General features: G+C 72.4%; 15 protein-coding genes. 8 read left to right on the forward strand and 7 right to left on the reverse strand.

What is annotated here, in order from left to right; translation table 11 throughout:
- The first annotated feature begins 40 nt into the window (after positions 1 to 40).
- The gene (locus tag ACIRF9_RS18615) at positions 41 to 1,681 is read left to right on the forward strand and encodes an ABC-F family ATP-binding cassette domain-containing protein (protein WP_403822846.1); all 1,641 of its coding nucleotides are present in this window, start codon (positions 41 to 43) and stop codon (positions 1,679 to 1,681) included.
- Positions 1,682 to 1,707: 26 nt separating this feature from the next.
- Here the strand turns inward: ACIRF9_RS18615 and ACIRF9_RS18620 are convergent, their stop codons facing one another.
- The 3 genes from ACIRF9_RS18620 to ACIRF9_RS18630 all read right to left on the reverse strand — a co-directional run bounded on the left by ACIRF9_RS18620 (position 1,708) and on the right by ACIRF9_RS18630 (position 5,399).
- The gene (locus ACIRF9_RS18620) at positions 1,708 to 2,295 is read right to left on the reverse strand and encodes a DinB family protein (RefSeq protein WP_403822849.1); all 588 of its coding nucleotides are present in this window, start codon (positions 2,293 to 2,295) and stop codon (positions 1,708 to 1,710) included.
- A gap of 41 nt (positions 2,296 to 2,336) precedes the next feature.
- A complete protein-coding gene (locus tag ACIRF9_RS18625) occupies positions 2,337 to 2,900 on the reverse strand; it encodes a putative glycolipid-binding domain-containing protein (protein WP_403822852.1) in 564 nt (187 codons plus the stop codon).
- 90 nt (positions 2,901 to 2,990) lie between these two features.
- A complete protein-coding gene (locus tag ACIRF9_RS18630; RefSeq protein ID WP_403822855.1) occupies positions 2,991 to 5,399 on the reverse strand; it encodes a Tex family protein in 2,409 nt (802 codons plus the stop codon).
- Between the two features lie 153 nt (positions 5,400 to 5,552).
- Between ACIRF9_RS18630 and ACIRF9_RS18635 the strand changes: the two genes are divergently transcribed.
- Positions 5,553 to 6,530: a GlxA family transcriptional regulator gene (locus ACIRF9_RS18635; protein WP_403822858.1), complete on the forward strand. Its 978-nt coding sequence runs from the start codon at positions 5,553 to 5,555 to the stop codon at positions 6,528 to 6,530.
- Between the two features lie 20 nt (positions 6,531 to 6,550).
- Entirely contained in the window at positions 6,551 to 7,195 is a 645-nt protein-coding gene (locus ACIRF9_RS18640) for a DJ-1/PfpI family protein (RefSeq protein WP_403822861.1), read from the forward strand.
- Here the strand turns inward: ACIRF9_RS18640 and ACIRF9_RS18645 are convergent.
- Entirely contained in the window at positions 7,173 to 7,922 is a 750-nt protein-coding gene (locus ACIRF9_RS18645) for an enoyl-CoA hydratase/isomerase family protein (protein WP_403822864.1), read from the reverse strand. The genes ACIRF9_RS18640 and ACIRF9_RS18645 overlap by 23 nt on opposite strands.
- Before the next feature lie 213 nt (positions 7,923 to 8,135).
- Here ACIRF9_RS18645 and ACIRF9_RS18650 point away from each other — a divergent pair, with 213 nt between their 5' ends.
- A complete protein-coding gene (locus ACIRF9_RS18650; protein ID WP_403823611.1) occupies positions 8,136 to 8,654 on the forward strand; it encodes an ATP-binding protein in 519 nt (172 codons plus the stop codon).
- Between the two features lie 3 nt (positions 8,655 to 8,657).
- On the opposite strand, the gene idi is transcribed toward ACIRF9_RS18650, so the two are convergent.
- The 3 genes from idi to galE form a co-directional block, all read right to left on the reverse strand.
- Entirely contained in the window at positions 8,658 to 9,251 is a 594-nt protein-coding gene (gene idi / locus ACIRF9_RS18655) for an isopentenyl-diphosphate Delta-isomerase (protein WP_403822867.1), read from the reverse strand.
- Between the two features lie 205 nt (positions 9,252 to 9,456).
- Positions 9,457 to 10,398 carry a cation diffusion facilitator family transporter gene (locus tag ACIRF9_RS18660; protein WP_403822870.1) on the reverse strand — a complete coding sequence of 314 codons (942 nt, stop codon included), beginning with the start codon at positions 10,396 to 10,398 and terminating at the stop codon, positions 9,457 to 9,459.
- A 139-nt stretch (positions 10,399 to 10,537) separates the two neighbouring features.
- Positions 10,538 to 11,506: a UDP-glucose 4-epimerase GalE gene (galE, locus tag ACIRF9_RS18665; protein ID WP_403822873.1), complete on the reverse strand. Its 969-nt coding sequence runs from the start codon at positions 11,504 to 11,506 to the stop codon at positions 10,538 to 10,540.
- A 300-nt stretch (positions 11,507 to 11,806) separates the two neighbouring features.
- Between galE and ACIRF9_RS18670 the strand changes: the two genes are divergently transcribed.
- From ACIRF9_RS18670 to ACIRF9_RS18685, 4 genes are read left to right on the forward strand one after another with little or no spacing between them, the layout of a single operon-like run.
- Complete coding sequence (locus ACIRF9_RS18670; protein ID WP_403822876.1) at positions 11,807 to 13,636, forward strand: DUF5941 domain-containing protein; 1,830 nt, start codon at positions 11,807 to 11,809, stop codon at positions 13,634 to 13,636.
- Positions 13,633 to 14,385 carry a sugar phosphate nucleotidyltransferase gene (locus tag ACIRF9_RS18675; protein ID WP_403822879.1) on the forward strand — a complete coding sequence of 251 codons (753 nt, stop codon included), beginning with the start codon at positions 13,633 to 13,635 and terminating at the stop codon, positions 14,383 to 14,385. Before ACIRF9_RS18670 ends, ACIRF9_RS18675 begins: the two co-directional genes overlap by 4 nt.
- A complete protein-coding gene (locus ACIRF9_RS18680) occupies positions 14,373 to 15,434 on the forward strand; it encodes an iron-containing alcohol dehydrogenase family protein (protein ID WP_403822882.1) in 1,062 nt (353 codons plus the stop codon). The genes ACIRF9_RS18675 and ACIRF9_RS18680 overlap by 13 nt, the downstream gene beginning before the upstream one ends.
- Positions 15,412 to 16,191, forward strand: a complete 780-nt coding sequence (locus ACIRF9_RS18685) for a CDP-alcohol phosphatidyltransferase family protein (protein WP_403822885.1) — start codon at positions 15,412 to 15,414, stop codon at positions 16,189 to 16,191. The genes ACIRF9_RS18680 and ACIRF9_RS18685 overlap by 23 nt, the downstream gene beginning before the upstream one ends.
- Positions 16,192 to 16,221 lie beyond the last annotated feature (30 nt).

Genomic DNA, 16,221 nt, shown 5'->3' on the forward strand with positions numbered 1-16,221 from the left:
GGCGACCCGGACACCGCACGCCGACTAGGATCTACGACCTGTGACCGCCATCCTCGTCGCCAAGAACCTCGCCGCCGGGCACGGCGACCGCTCCCTCTTCTCCGGGCTCGACCTCGTCGTCGCCCCCGGTGACGTGATCGGACTGGTCGGTGCCAACGGCGCGGGCAAGTCCACCCTGCTGAAGCTGCTCGCCGGGCTCACCACGCCCGAGCAGGGCGAGCTCAGGCTCTCCCCGCCGACCGCGACCGTCGGCCATCTGCCCCAGGAGCCGGAGCGCCGCCCCGGCGAGACCGTCCGGGAGTTCCTCGCCCGCCGCACCGGCGTCGCCGAGGCGCAGCGCACCATGGACGAGGCGACCCAGGCCCTGGTCGACGGGGCGCCGGGCGCGGACGACGCGTACGCGACGAGCCTGGAGCGCTGGCTCGGCCTCGGCGGCGCCGACCTCGACGAACGCGCCGAGGAGGTCGCCGACTCCCTGGGCCTGGGCGTGGACCTCGACCAGCCGATGACGTCCCTGTCCGGCGGCCAGGCGGCCCGCGCGGGCCTCGCCTCCCTCCTCCTCTCCCGCTACGACGTCTTCCTCCTCGACGAGCCCACCAACGACCTCGACCTGGACGGCCTGGAGCGCCTGGAACGCTTCGTGACCGGCCTGCGGGCCGGCACGGTCGTCGTCAGCCACGACCGCGAGTTCCTCACCCGCACCGTCACGAAGGTCCTCGAACTCGATCTCGCCCAGCAGCGGATCAACCTCTACGGCGGCGGCTACGACGCCTACCTGGAGGAGCGGGACGTGGCCCGCCGGCACGCCCGCGAGGACTACGAGGAGTACTCCGACAAGAAGGCCGCCCTCCAGGACCGCGCCCAGATGCAGCGCTCCTGGATGGACAAGGGCGTGAAGAACGCGCGCCGCAAGGCGGGCAACGACAACGACAAGATCGGCCGCAAGTTCCGCAGCGAGGCCAGCGAGAAGCAGGCTGCGAAGGCCCGGCAGACCCAGCGCATGATCGAACGCCTGGACGTCGTCGAGGAGCCCCGCAAGGAGTGGGAGCTGCGCATGGAGATCGCGGCCGCCCCGCGTTCCGGCGCGGTCGTCGCCACCCTGCGGGACGCGGAGGTACGGCGGGGCGACTTCACCTTCGGCCCGGTCACCCTGCAGATCGACTGGGCCGACCGGGTCGCCGTCACCGGCGCGAACGGCGCGGGCAAGTCGACCCTGCTCGGCGCGCTCCTCGGCCGGATCCCGCTGGACGCGGGCCACGCGGCGCTCGGCTCGGGCGTCCTGGTCGGCGAGGTCGACCAGGCGCGCAAGCTGTTCCACGGCTCCGAGTCGCTCCTGGACGCCTTCTGTGCCGCCGTCCCGGACACCGAACCGGTCGAAGTCCGCACCCTGCTGGCCAAGTTCGGTCTGAAGTCGGACCACGTCCTGCGTCCGGCGGCCACCCTGTCACCCGGCGAACGCACCCGTGCCGCCCTCGCCCTCCTCCAGGGCCGGGGCGTCAACCTCCTCGTCCTCGACGAGCCCACGAACCACCTCGACCTCCCGGCCATCGAGCAGCTTGAATCGGCCCTCGACGCCTACGAGGGCACCCTGCTCCTGGTCACCCACGACCGCCGCATGCTGGACGCGGTCCGTGTGACCCGCCGCCTGGAGGTCGCGGACGGCAAACTGACGGAACGCTGACGCCGGGGCACCGGGCCGCAGGGGCGTCAGGCCGGCCCGGCGGCCTCCTTCGCGGCCCTTTCCACCCGCTCCCGGTGGGCCGCCCACCACACGGCGTCCCCCTCGGGGGTGTTGACACCGGCGGCCCGCTGTCCGGCCGCCCCGTCGATCAGCTCCCGCACGATGTCGGCGTGTCCGGCGTGCCGGTGCGTCTCGCCGACCATGTGGGCGAGGAGCTGGTGCAGCGTCACCTCGCTGCCCTCGCCTCCCGGGATCCGGCCGACCGCGTCCAGCGGCAGCGCGGCGATCGTCTCGTCCGCGTGCGCGCAGGCCCGCCGGTACAGCCCTACGACGTCCTCGCGGCTCTCGTCGGCCCGCGCCCACAGGTCCGCGTTCGGTTCGGCGTCCCCGGTGATCCACAGCGGCGGGCCGGCGAAGGGCCGCCCGAAGGACGCGCCGAAGTACAGCGCCTCGGCGCCGGCGAGGTGCTTGACCAGGCCCAGCAGATTCGTGCCGGTCGGTGTCATGGGCCGGCGCATGTCGTAGGCCGACAGCCCGTCGAGCTTCCACAGGAGCACGTCACGGGCGTCCTGCAGACACCGCTGGAGGTTGGCCTTGGGATCCGATCCGCTCATCCGGTCAGTCTGTCGGCCACACGATCCCCGGCAACCGCTTTTCAGCGCAGGCGCGTTGCGAGCCCCGGGTAGTCGACGACGAACCCGTCCCCGTCGAACTCCACGTCACTGCGGAAGGTCCCGGAGACGAACCGGACCCGTGCGCCCCGCTCGCCCGGCCCGAGATACGTGTACGTCTGCCACGACGGCCGCACGGTCAGCGCCGGCACCGACACCCAGGCCATCAGCAGCCGCCGTTCGCCCGGTGCCCGGTGCAGGCCGTGCCGCAGCACCGGCATGGTGTTGGTGAGCGGGCACAGGCCCAGATCGCAGTCGACGGCGTCCCGGAAGCCGGGCAGCCGCTCCCCGTCGGCCGTCCAGCCGCCGTGCCCGTCGTGCCGCAGATCCAGCGACCTGGTCCGCTCGGCCGTCTCGACCGTCACCCGCAGCCGCCGCGTCACGAACCCTCCGGCGGTGTCGAGGTCGTACGACACCCAGTACGGCTCCGGCACCGTCCCGACCGCCCGGCCCCGGGCCCGCAGCATGTCGTCGCCCGTCTCGGTCCACGCGGTCTCGTAACCGCCGCTCGCCGTGACGTGCCAGGTGAGGACACGGGAAGTGGTCACCCCGTCACTGTACGAGCGAACCGGGCACCCGGCGCCCTGCCGGGCCCCGGCCCGCTCGTCCCGGCTACGGCCCGCCTCGGCCGGCCGTCCTCAGCCGCGCCCCTTCTTCGGGTCGAGCAGTCCCGCCCGGCGCAGCGCGTCGGCCATCGCGCTGTTGGCCGGCGGGGGAGCCTGCCGCGCACCGCCGCCACCGCGCTGACCCTGACCGCCGTTCCCGCCGCGCCGGTCGCCCTGCTGCCGCTGCTGCGGCGGACGCCCGCCGCTCCGCTGCGGCCTGCCCCCGCCGGAGGACCGGTCCTGGCCCTGCGGGGCGGCTTCGTCGTCCAGCCGGAGCGTCAGCGAGATCCGCTTGCGCGGGATGTCGACGTCGAGGACCTTCACCTTGACGATGTCACCGGGCTTGACCACGTCCCGCGGGTCCTTGACGAACGTCTTCGACAGCGCGGAGACATGCGCCAGACCGTCCTGGTGGACGCCGACGTCGATGAACGCCCCGAAGGCCGCGACGTTGGTCACGACCCCCTCCAGGACCATCCCGGGCGCCAGGTCGGAGATCTTCTCCACGCCCTCCTTGAAGGAGGCCGTCTTGAAGGCGGGCCGAGGGTCGCGCCCCGGCTTCTCCAGCTCCTTCAGGATGTCGGTGACGGTCGGCAGACCGAACGTCTCGTCCACGAAGTCGTTCGGCCGCAGCGAACGCAGCACGCCCGTGTTGCCGACGAGGGACGCCACCTCCTGACCGGAGGTCTTCACCATGCGCCGCACCACCGGGTACGCCTCCGGGTGCACGCTGGAGGCGTCCAGCGGGTCGGAGCCGCCGCGGATCCGCAGGAAGCCCGCGCACTGCTCGTACGCCTTGGGGCCGAGCCGCGGCACCTTCTTCAGCTCCGTACGGGACGTGAACGGCCCATTGGCGTCGCGGTGCGCCACGATGTTCTCGGCGAGGCCGGAGGTGATGCCGGAGACCCGGGCGAGCAGCGGCGCCGACGCGGTGTTGACGTCCACTCCCACGCCGTTCACACAGTCCTCCACCACCGCGTCCAGCGAACGCGACAGCTTCACCTCGGACAGGTCGTGCTGGTACTGGCCGACGCCGATCGACTTCGGGTCGATCTTCACCAGCTCGGCGAGGGGGTCCTGCAGCCGGCGCGCGATGGACACCGCGCCGCGCAGCGAGACGTCCATGTCGGGCAGCTCCTGCGAGGCGAACGCGGAGGCCGAGTACACGGAGGCGCCCGCCTCGGACACCATCACCTTGGTGAGCTTCAGTTCCGGGTGCTTGGTGATCAGGTCACCGGCGAGCTTGTCGGTTTCCCGGGACGCCGTGCCGTTGCCGATCGCGATCAGGTCGACCGCGTGCTCCTTCGCCAGCCGCGCGAGCTTGGCGATCGCCTCGTCCCACCTGTTCGCCGGGACGTGCGGGTAGATCACGTCCGTCGCGACGACCTTGCCGGTCGCGTCCACGACGGCGACCTTCACACCCGTACGGAAGCCGGGGTCCAGGCCCAGCGTCGCGCGCGTGCCGGCCGGGGCGGCGAGCAGCAGGTCGCGGAGGTTCGCCGCGAACACGTTCACCGCCTCGTCCTCGGCGGCCGTGCGCAGCCGCAGCCGCAGGTCGATGCCGAGGTGGACGAGGATGCGGGTCCGCCAGGCCCAGCGGACGGTGTCCGTCAGCCACTTGTCGGCGGGGCGGCCGCGCTCGGCGATGCCGAACCTGGACGCGACGATCGGCTCGTACGACGACGGGCCGGGCTGCTCGGAGGGCTCCTCCGGCTCCAGGACGAGGTCGAGGACCTCCTCCTTCTCGCCGCGCAGCATCGCCAGGATCCGGTGCGAGGGCAGCTCGGTGAACGGCTCGGCGAACTCGAAGTAGTCGGCGAACTTCGCGCCCGCCTCCTCCTTGCCGTCGCGCACCTTGGCGGCCAGCCGGCCGCGCACCCACATTCGCTCGCGCAGCTCGCCGATCAGGTCGGCGTCCTCGGAGAAGCGCTCGGTCAGGATCGCCCGCGCGCCGTCCAGCGCGGCCTGCGGATCGGCGACGCCCTTGTCGGCGTCGACGAACGCGGCCGCCGCGGCGATCGGCTCCACGCCCGGGTCGCCGAGCAGACCCTCGGCGAGCGGTTCGAGACCCGCCTCGCGCGCGATCTGCGCCTTGGTGCGCCGCTTGGGCTTGTACGGGAGGTAGATGTCCTCCAGCCGCGCCTTCGTCTCGGCGCCGCGGATCTGCGCCTCCAGGGCGTCGGTGAGCTTGCCCTGCTCGCGGACCGACTCCAGGATCGCCGTCCGCCGCTCCTCCAGCTCCCGCAGATAGCGCAGCCGCTCCTCGATCGTGCGCAGCTGCGCGTCGTCGAGCATCTCGGTCGCTTCCTTGCGGTAACGGGCGATGAAGGGCACCGTCGAGCCGCCGTCCAGCAGCTCCACGGCGGCCTTGACCTGCCGCTCCCGTACGCCGAGCTCCTCGGCGATCCTGCCTTCGATGGACCCTACGAGGGGTGTGGTCACGACCCGTACCGCCTTCTCCACTGAGGTTGCGCCGCAATTGTGGCAGGTGGCACCGACAACCCGCCGCTGCCCCGACGACATCACCCCTCATGGCAGGAAAGGTGGGGTACTCGTCATTGCCGCCCTCCGCGTGTCCCGCGAAGAATCGTGCCCATGGCGCAGCGCACCGTTCCCACCGTCCGCACCGTCCTCTTCGTTCTCTTCGACGACGTCCAGAGCCTCGACGTCACCGGCCCCCTGGAGGTCTTCACGGGCGCCGAGCGGCACACGCCGGGGTCGTACCGCATCCGTACGGCCTCCCTGGACGGCGCACCGGTGCGCACCTCCAGCGGGCTGACGCTGATCCCGGACGAGGCCCTCACGCGTGCGCGTGTCCCGCACACGCTCGTCGTCCCCGGCGGCCGGGGCACCCGGCGGGACGATCCGCGGCTCACCGACTGGCTGCGGACCCACGCCCCGCGCGCGGAGCGCCTCGTGTCCGTGTGCACCGGCGCGATCCCGCTCGCCGCGGCCGGGCTGTTGGACGGCCGCCGGGTGACGACCCACTGGGCCTACAGCGACACCCTCGCCCGGCACCACCCCGCCGTCCGGGTCGACCCCGATCCGATCTACGTCCGCGACGGCAGCGTCTACACCTCGGCGGGCGTCACCTCCGGCATCGACCTGGCTCTCGCCCTGGTCGAGGAGGACCTCGGCCGGGACGCGGCGCTGGCCGTCGCCCGTCATCTGGTCGTCTTCCTGCGCCGACCGGGCAACCAGGCCCAGTTCAGCGTCCAGCTCACCGCCCAGACCGCACGGCGGGAGCCGCTGCGGGAGGTCCAGCAGTGGATCACCGAGCATCCCGCCGCCGATCTGAGTGTGGAGGCGCTCGCCGCCCGCGCCCGGCTCTCGCCCCGCCACTTCGCCCGTGCCTTCCTGGCCGACACCGGCACCACCCCGGGCCGCTACGTCGACCGGGTCCGCCTCGAACACGCCCGCCGGCTCCTGGAGGACACCACCGACGGCGTCGAGGAGATCTCCCGGGCCAGCGGCTACGGCACCCCCGAGGCGATGCGGCGCGCCTTCGTCAAGGCACTGGGCACGGCCCCGGCGGAGTACCGCCGCCGCTTCCACCCGGCCTCCGCCCACTGAAGCCCCCTGAAAGGACCCCGATGCAGATCGCGATCGTCGTCTACGACCGTTTCACCGCCCTGGACGCCGTGGGCCCCTACGAGATCCTCTGCCGGACCCCGGACGCGGAGACCGTCTTCGTGTCGCTGAGCAGCGGCCCGGTCCGCACCGACCGCGGCAGCCTCGCGGTGACCGCCGACAGGGCGCTGGCCGAGGTGCCCAACCCCGATGTGCTGGTCGTCTCCGGTGGCCCGGGGCAGAGCGCGCTGATGGACCACGAGCCGCTGCTGGAGTGGCTGCGCGCCGCCGACGCCACCAGCACCTGGACGACCTCCGTGTGCACCGGATCCCTGTTGCTGGCCGCCGCCGGACTCCTGCGGGGCCGCCGGGCCACCTCGCACTGGCTGGCCCTGGAGCAGCTGGCGGCGCTCGGCGCCCAACCCACGGGTGAACGCGTCGTCTTCGACGGCAAGTACGTCACCGCGGCCGGCGTCTCCTCCGGCATCGACATGGGGCTCGCCCTGCTCGGCCGGATCGCGGGCGACGACCACGCCCGGACCGTACAGCTGGCCACGGAGTACGACCCGCAGCCGCCCTACGACGCCGGCGCCCCGCACAAGGCGCCCGGGCACCTCGTCGACGCGCTGCGGTCGCGCAGCCGCTTCATCCTGACGCAGTCCAGGTGAAGCGGGGCTCCCTGCGCTCCAGGAACGCGGCGACGCCCTCGGCGGTGTCGCCGCTCGCGCGCGCCGCCGCGGTCCAGTGGGCGTCCCGGTCGGTGCGGCCGTTCGCGAACTCCTTCGCGGCGGCCTGCGTCAGCTGGGAGCGCGACGCCAGGATCCGGGTGAACTCCGCGACCCGCTTGTCGAGTGCGTCCGCCGACAGCACCTCGTCGACCAGACCGGTACGCAGCGCCCGCTCCGTGTCGATCAACTCGCCCGAGAACAGCAGGTACTTGGCGGCCGCCGGACCGACCAGCGCCACCAGCCGCCGGGTGGCGGAGGCCGGGTAGACGATGCCGAGCCTGGCCGGGGTCACCCCGAACAGCGCGCCCTCCTCGGCGAACCGCAGATCGCACGCCGCCGCGAGCTGTGCGCCGCCGCCCACGCAGTGCCCCTTCACGGCCGCCAGCGTCGGCTTCGGGAACGCCGCGAGCGCCTCCTCGGCCCGTACCGCGAGGGCCTGCGCCTCCTCGGCGGATCCCCGCAGCGTGGAGATGTCGGCGCCCGCGCAGAAGGTGCCGCCCGCGCCCGTCAGCACCAGCGCCCGCACCTCGGGATCCGCGCCCAGCGCCTCCAGCAGCGGGGGCAGCCCGCCCCACATCGCGGCCGTCATGGCGTTGCGCTTCGCCGGGTGGTGCAGGACGACGGTGGCGACCCCGTCGGTGACGCCGTGCAGCAGTTCGGGCTCCATGGCCCGGATGCTAACCCTGGGCCGTACAACCCGAATAATGCGGGAAGGAGGCACCCACCGTGACAGGAGCAGTCGCGAATGTGGCCAGGTCATAGGCAAACGGTCGGAAACGCTCGATAATTGCTGACTTCTGTTCAGTCATCCGGAGCGAAGCGTCTCGTTACCAACACTCGAGGTGTGGTGACAATCGAGCGCGAGGGTGGCGACCGGACGATGGACAACCACGGGCGCGGGCCCGACCCACGCCCAGAGGGCGGCGCGGACGCACCTCTCGAGTCCGTGGAGAACCCGGGGCCGCGACCGCTGCCCTACGAAGGCGTCTGGCGGTTCACCGCACCCGCCGTGGACGCCTCGGTCCCGCAGGCCCGGCACGCCGTACGGGACCTGCTGTTCCGCCAGGGGGTGCCCGTGTCGGACGACCTGATCCAGGGGCTCCTGCTGATCGTCTCCGAGCTGGTGACCAACGCCGTCCGGCACGCCGCGCTGCTGTCGCCGGTGCTCGCGGTGGAGGTCGCCGTCGGGGCCGAGTGGGTACGGGTGGCCGTGGAGGACAACCACCCCTACCGCCCGACCGCCCTGGAGGCGGACCACGACGAGACCAACGGCCGGGGCCTGCTCCTGGTGCGGGAGATCACCAGGGAGGCGGGCGGGGTGTGCGACGTCGAGCACACCGCCGGCGGCGGCAAGGTGATCTGGGCCGCCCTGCCGCTCAAGCCCGTACGGGTGCTCTGAGGGTCACCAGCCGGCCGACGGCCCCGTCAGCTCCCGCACGGCGGGCCGGGCCGCGTCCAGCACGGTCATGAACCAGGAGGAGAAGGTGTCCTTGGCGTGCCGCTCGGCCAGCTCGGCGGGTGTCACGAAGGCGGTGTCGCCGACCTCCTCCGGATCCGGTCCGAGCGGCGACTGCACGAGCCCCACGAAGAGATGGTTGTACTCCTGCTCCACCAGCCCCGACGCCGGGTCCGGATGGTTGTAGCGGACCGTGCCCGCCTCGGCGAGCAGCGACGGGGACACTCCCAGCTCCTCGAACGTGCGCCGGGCGGCCGCCGCGAACGGCGCCTCGCCGGGGTAGGGGTGACCGCAGCAGGTGTTGGACCACACACCGGGGGAGTGGTACTTGCCGAGCGCCCGCTGCTGGAGCAGCAGCCGGCCCCGCTCGTCGAAGAGGAACACGGAGAACGCGCGGTGCAGCCGGCCCGGCGGCTGGTGGGCGGCGAGCTTCTCCTCGGTGCCGATCGTCACACCGTTCTCGTCGACCAGTTCCAGCAGAATCGCGTCCGCGGTGCCGCTCGACGAGCTGTGCGTCGCGGTGGCAGGTGTGATCGGCATACCCATCCTTAGCATCGGTCCTCGCATCCCCAGTCTGCCGTACGAGCCCGGCGCTCTTGGCGCTTCGTGCAAACGCCGCGCCTGTCCCGCGCGGGGCGACCGGCACCCCCGGGAGTGATCTTGCCCGGGGCTTCGGAGGGGAAATCGTCCTGAACGGGTGTGCGAATTTCTGAGCGGCTCGGCCCGGCGGACGCGTGGGTCCGGCTCAGTGGCAGAGCCGCGCCTCGTGCTCCGCGTGGCCGCTCGGCTCCAGCTGGAAGGTGCAGTGCTCCACGTCGAAGTGATGGCCGAGGCAGCCCTGCAGTTCGTGCAGCATCTTCTCGTGGCCGATCGCGTTCAGCACGTCCGAGCGCACCACCACGTGCGCCGACAGCACCGGCATCCCCGAGGTGATCGTCCAGGCGTGCAGATCGTGCACGTCCTCCACCCCGTCCAGGGCGACGATGTGTGCCCGCACCTGCGCCATGTCGACGTCCTTGGGCGCCGACTCCAGCAGCACGTCGAGCGTCTCGCGCAGCAGCTTCACCGTCCGGGGCACGATCATCAGGCCGATGACCAGCGAGGCGATCGGGTCGGCGTACTGCCAGCCGGTGGTCAGGATCACGGCCGCCGAGATCAGCACCGCGACCGAGCCCAGGGCGTCCGCCGCCACCTCCAGGAACGCCCCGCGCACGTTCAGGCTCTCCGCCTGGCCCCGCATCAGCAGCGTGAGCGAGATCATGTTCGCGACCAGGCCGATCGCGCCGAACCAGAGCATCAGCCCGCCCTCGGTACCGGCCGGCGTGAAGAACCGCTGCACCGCCTCGTACAGGACGTAGCCGCCCACCCCGAGCAGCAGCAGACAGTTGGCGAGCGCGGCCAGGATCTCGGCACGCGCGTACCCGAAGGTGCGGTTGGTGCTCGCCGGACGGTTGGCGAAGTGGATGGCGATCAGCGCCATGCCCAGGCCCAGCGCGTCCGTCGCCATGTGCGCCGCGTCCGCGATCAGCGCGAGGGAGTCCGCCAGGATCCCTCCGACGATCTCGACCACCATGACGGTGAGCGTGATCGACAGCGCGACGCGCAGCCTGCCGCGGTACGCCGCCGCTGCCGTGCCGGTGGTCGGCGCATGGGAATGCGCGTGGCCGTGGTCGTGCCCAGCCCCCATGGGAAGCACCCTCCTGTGGTCGCCCGGGATCACAGTGAACTACGGGTGGGGGGTATCCGGCAACGCGGCACTGAACACCGTTGTCATGTGCCCTGACCTGCGGAAACGAAACGCAGGTCAGGGCGCCCTCACCGGGTGCTCAGCGGTGGTGGAGCCGCCAGCCCCGCCAGGCCGAGTCCACCATCTCGCGCACCCCGAGGCGGGCCGCCCACCCCAGCTCCCGCCCGGCCAGCGCGGCCGAGGCGACCGCGCGCGGCGCGTCCCCGGGGCGCCGCCCCTCCACGACCGGGGGCCGGGTGTCGCCGGTCACCTCGCCGATCAGCGTGACCAGCTCGCGCACCGAGACGCCCTCGCCGCGCCCGATGTTCACCGTCAGGTCCCCGGACACCGCCGGGTCCGCCAGCCGCCGGGCCGCCGCGAGATGCGCCTCGGCCAGATCGGCGACATGGATGTAGTCCCGGACACAGGTGCCGTCCGGCGTCGGATAGTCGTCGCCGAAGATCCGCGGGGCCTCGTCGCGGGTCAGCCGGTCGAAGACCATCGGGACGATGTTGAACACCCCGGTGTCGGCCAGCTCGGGCGCCGCCGCCCCGGCCACGTTGAAGTAGCGCAGACACGTCGTCGCGATGCCGTGCGCCTGCCCGGCCGCCCGCACCAGCCACTCCCCGGCGAGCTTGGTCTCGCCGTACGGGTTCACCGGGGCGCACGGGGTGTCCTCCGTGACGAGGTCCACGTCCGGGTTGCCGTACACGGCCGCGGAGGACGAGAACACGAACCGCCGCACCCCGGCCTCGGCCACCGTCTCCAGGAGCGTGGCCAGACCGCCGACGTTCTCCCGGTAGTAGCGGGTGGGCTGCGCCACCGACTCGGCGACCTGCTTGTGCGCGGCCAGGTGCACCACACCCGTCACCGCGTGCTCGGCCAGGACCCCCTTGAGCAGGGCGGCGTCCAGCGACGAGCCCCGGACGAGCGGCACGTTTGCCGGCAGCCGGGCCGGGACGCCGGCCGAGAGGTCGTCCAGGACGACGACGCGCTCCCCGGCCCCGGTCATGGCACGCGCCACATGGGCCCCTATGTATCCGGCTCCGCCGGTGATCAGCCACGTCATGGCCGCCCACCCTATGCCGCCGCCCCGCGCCGCCCGCAATGTCCCCGATGTCTGCTCCGGGGGTGCGCGGTTTGTGGGGCGGGCCGCCGATCGATGATGATGATCTCGGCAAGGGCCGGTGCACACCGTGCCGCCGAACCGCGTTGATCGGAGCTGAACGGCCGGTGAACACGGCCTTCCCGGCATCCGATAGCCTCTGCCGACATGCCGCCCGCCCGGCCCCGACCGGGGCAGGCCAAGGGTGCCCCCACCGCGTACACGACCGGCGCTGACGCGTCGGGACCCAGGGAGTGAGTTCGGTTGCCGACCGCCATCCTCACCGGTCAGCCGGTCCCCGGATCGTCGATCGAGGGCGATCTGCGCTCCCTCGGCTTCGACGTCCGGCCGGCCGCCGACGCCGCCGACACCGAGGCGCTGCTCGCCGCGGTGCCGGTCCAGGAGCGGGTCGCCGTCGTCGACGCCCGGTTCGTGGGCCACGAGCACGCCCTGCGCCTCGGCCTGACCGACCCGCGTTTCCCGCTCGCCGCGATCCCGGGCGCGCTCACCGCGCAGCCCGAAGGCCGGCAGGCCCTCACCCGCGCGCTGGCCCGCGAGAACTCCTCCGGCGGCGGCACCGCCCCCGGGGGTGCCCCGGCGCGGACGCAGTCGAGCGTGGAGGACGTCGACAGCCTCGCCGACCGTGTCGTCACCGCGCTCGACGCCGAGGGCGCCGACGTCCACCGCCCCGAGCTGGGCAGCCTGGTCGCCGTGGTCCCCGCCGATCCGCAGGCCCGCAACGAGGCTCGGCAGGCCGTCGCCGCCGTCGACGACGAGGCCGTACGCCTGAAGTCGGCCGTGAAGGCCCGGGACGGCTTCTTCACCACCTTCTTCATCAGCCCCTACTCCCGCTACATCGCCCGCTGGTGCGCCCGCCGGGGCCTCACCCCGAACCAGGTCACCACCGCCTCCCTGATCACCGCGCTGATCGCGGCCGGGTGCGCGGCCACCGGCACCCGGGGCGGCTTCGTCGCGGCCGGCGTCCTGCTCATCGCGTCCTTCGTCCTGGACTGCACCGACGGTCAGCTCGCCCGCTACTCCCTGCAGTACTCCACACTCGGCGCCTGGCTGGACGCCACCTTCGACCGGATCAAGGAGTACGCCTACTACGCCGGACTCGCGCTGGGAGCCGCCCGGGGCGGCGACGACGTCTGGGCGCTGGCGCTCGGCGCGATGATCCTGCAGACCTGCCGGCACGTGGTCGACTTCTCCTTCAACGAGGCCAACCACGACGCCACCGCCAACACCAGCCCCACCGCCGCCCTCTCCGGCAGGCTCGACAGCGTCGGCTGGACGGTCTGGGTGCGGCGGATGATAGTCCTGCCCATCGGCGAACGATGGGCCATGATCGCCGTCCTGACGGCGGCCACGACTCCCCGCATCACCTTCTACGCGCTGCTGATCGGCTGCGCCTTCGCGGCGACGTACACCACCGCAGGCCGGGTCCTGCGGTCGCTGACCCGCAAGGCCAAGCGGACCGACCGGGCGGCGCAGGCGCTGGCGGAACTGACGGACAGCGGCGCGCTCGCCCAGTTGTTCGCGCGCTTCCTGCCGAGCCGGCTCCCCGTACTGGCGCCTGTCCTCGCCGCCATCGGCGCGGTGTGTCTCGTGCTGGCGGCCTGGATCGACGGGCCGGGCTGGTCGGTCGTCGTGTGCGCCGCCGTCTACGTCCTGCTGTCCGCCGACGCCGTCTCGCACGCTCTCAAGGGCGCCCTCGACTGGCTGATCCCGCCGATCTTCCGCGCCGCCGAATACGGCACCGTCCTGATCCTGGCAGCCAGAGCGGACGTGAACGGAGCCCTTCCTGCGGCTTTCGGGCTGGTGGCCGCCGTCGCCTACCATCACTACGACACGGTGTACCGCATCCGCGGCAACGCCGGCGCGCCGCCGGCCTGGCTGGTGCGCGCCATCGGGGGGCAGGAGGGGCGGACGCTGCTCGTCGCGGTGCTGGCCGCCCTGCTCACCGGCACGCAGTTCAAGGTCGCGCTCACGGTCCTCGCCGTGGCCGTCGCCCTCGTGGTGCTCGTCGAGAGCATCCGCTTCTGGGTGTCCTCCGGGGCCCCCGCCGTACACGATGAAGGAGAACCCGCATGATCGGCCTCGTGCTGGCGGCCGGCGCCGGACGGCGTCTGCGCCCCTACACCGACAGCCTGCCCAAGGCTCTGGTGCCGGTGGGCCCCGCGGGCATAGAGGGCGAACCCACGGTCCTGGACCTGACCCTCGGCAACTTCGCCGAGATCGGTCTGACCGAGGTCGCGGTCATCGTCGGCTACCGCAAGGAGGCCGTGTACGCGCGCAAGAAGGCGCTGGAGGCGAAGTACGGCCTCAAGCTCACCCTCATCGACAACGACAAGGCCGAGGAGTGGAACAACGCCTACTCCCTGTGGTGCGGCCGTGACGCCCTCAAGGACGGCGTGATCCTCGCCAACGGCGACACCGTGCACCCGGTCTCCGTCGAGAAGACGCTGCTCGCCGCCCGTGGCGAGGGCAAGCGGATCGTCCTCGCCCTCGACACCGTGAAGTCACTGGCCGACGAGGAGATGAAGGTCGTCGTCGACCCCGACAAGGGCGTCCAGAAGATCACCAAGCTGATGGACCCCGCCGAGGCCACCGGCGAGTACATCGGTGTCACCCTCATCGAGGGCGACGCCGCCCCCGAGCTGGCCGACGCGCTGAGGACGGTGTGGGAGACCGACCCGCAGCAGTTCTACGAGCACGGCTACCAGGAGCTGGTCAACCGCGGCTTCCGGATCGACGTCGCCCCGATCGGCGACGTGCAGTGGGTGGAGATCGACAACCACGACGATCTCGCCCGCGGACGGGAGATCGCGTGCCAGTACTGACCCGGCTCATCCCCTCGCCGGTCGTCGTGGACATCCGCCCGGGTGCCCTCGACGACCTGGTCGGGGTCCTCGCCGACGAACGCATCTCGCACTCCGGCAAGCTCGCCGTCGCCGTCAGTGGCGGCTCGGGCGCCCGGCTGCGCGAGCGGCTCGCGCCCTCCCTGCCCGGCGCCACCTGGTACGAGGTCGGCGGCGGCACCCTCGACGACGCGGTGCGGCTCGCCGGCGACATAAAGGCCGGCCGCTACGACGCGGTCGTGGGCCTGGGCGGCGGCAAGATCATCGACTGTGCCAAGTTCGCCGCGGCACGCGTCGGCCTCCCGCTGGTCGCCGTACCGACGAACCTCGCGCACGACGGCCTGTGCTCGCCGGTCGCCACCCTCGACAACGACGCGGGCCGCGGCTCCTACGGTGTGCCCAACCCGATCGCCGTCGTGATCGACCTGGACGTCATCCGCGAGGCCCCGGTGCGGTTCGTGCGCGCCGGCATCGGCGACGCGGTGTCGAACATCTCGGCCATCGCGGACTGGGAGCTCGCCAACCGGGTCAAGGGCGAGAAGATCGACGGCCTCGCCGCCGCGATCGCCCGCCAGGCCGGCGAGGCCGTCCTGAGGCATCCCGGCGGCATCGGGGACACCGGCTTCCTCCAGGTGCTGGCCGAGGCGCTGGTGCTCAGCGGCATCGCCATGTCGGTGTCGGGCGACTCCCGCCCGTCCTCCGGGGCCTGCCACGAGATCAACCACGCCTTCGACCTGCTCTACCCCAAGCGCGCCGCGGCCCACGGCGAGCAGTGCGGCCTCGGCGCCGCCTTCGCGATGTACCTGCGCGGAGCCCACGAGGAGTCGGCCTACATGGCCGAGGTGCTCAGGCGGCACGGACTGCCGGTACTGCCGGAGGAGATCGGCTTCACCGTGGACGAGTTCGTCCGCGCCGTGGAGTTCGCCCCCGAGACCCGGCCCGGCCGCTACACGATCCTCGAACACCTCGACCTCAAGACCGAACAGATCAAGGACATCTACGCCGACTATGTCAAGGCCATCGGTAGCTGAACTCAGACCGGTCGTCCACCCCCCGGGGGTGAAGGACCGGCGCAGCGGTGAGCACTGGATGGGACGCCTCTACATGCGAGAGGTGTCCCTGCGGGTGGACCGCTACCTGGTCAACACCAGGGTCACGCCCAACCAGCTCACGTACCTGATGACCGTCTTCGGCGTCCTCGCGGCCCCGGCCCTGCTGGTGCCGGGGATCTGGGGCGCCGTGCTCGGTGTGGTGTGCGTCCAGCTGTACCTGCTGCTGGACTGCGTCGACGGCGAGATCGCCCGCTGGAAGAAGCAGTACTCGCTGAACGGCGTCTATCTGGACCGGGTCGGGGCGTATCTCACCGACGCGGCCGTCCTGGTCGGCTTCGGGCTGCGCGCCGCCGACCTCTGGGGCAGCGGCCGGATCGACTGGCTGTGGGCCTTCCTCGGCACGCTGGCCGCACTCGGCGCCATCCTGATCAAGGCCGAGACCGACCTGGTCGGGGTCGCCCGCCACCAGGCCGGGAAGCCGCCCGTCAAGGAGGCCGCCGCCGAGATGCGCTCCTCCGGCATGGCGCTGGCCCGCCGGGCCGCCGCCGCGCTCAAGTTCCACCGGCTGATCCTCGGCATCGAGGCGTCCCTGCTGATCCTCGCCCTGGCGATCGTCGACCAGATCCGCGGCGACCTCTTCTTCACCCGGCTCGGCGTCGCCGTCCTCGCCGGCATCGCCCTGCTGCAGACCCTGCTGCACCTGGTGTCGATCCTCGCGTCGAGCAGGCTCAAGTGAGCGCCCCGAAGGTCGGCGCGGTGATCATCA

The organism is Streptomyces sp. NPDC096132 (genome assembly GCF_044763345.1).
Lineage (GTDB): Bacteria > Actinomycetota > Actinomycetes > Streptomycetales > Streptomycetaceae > Streptomyces.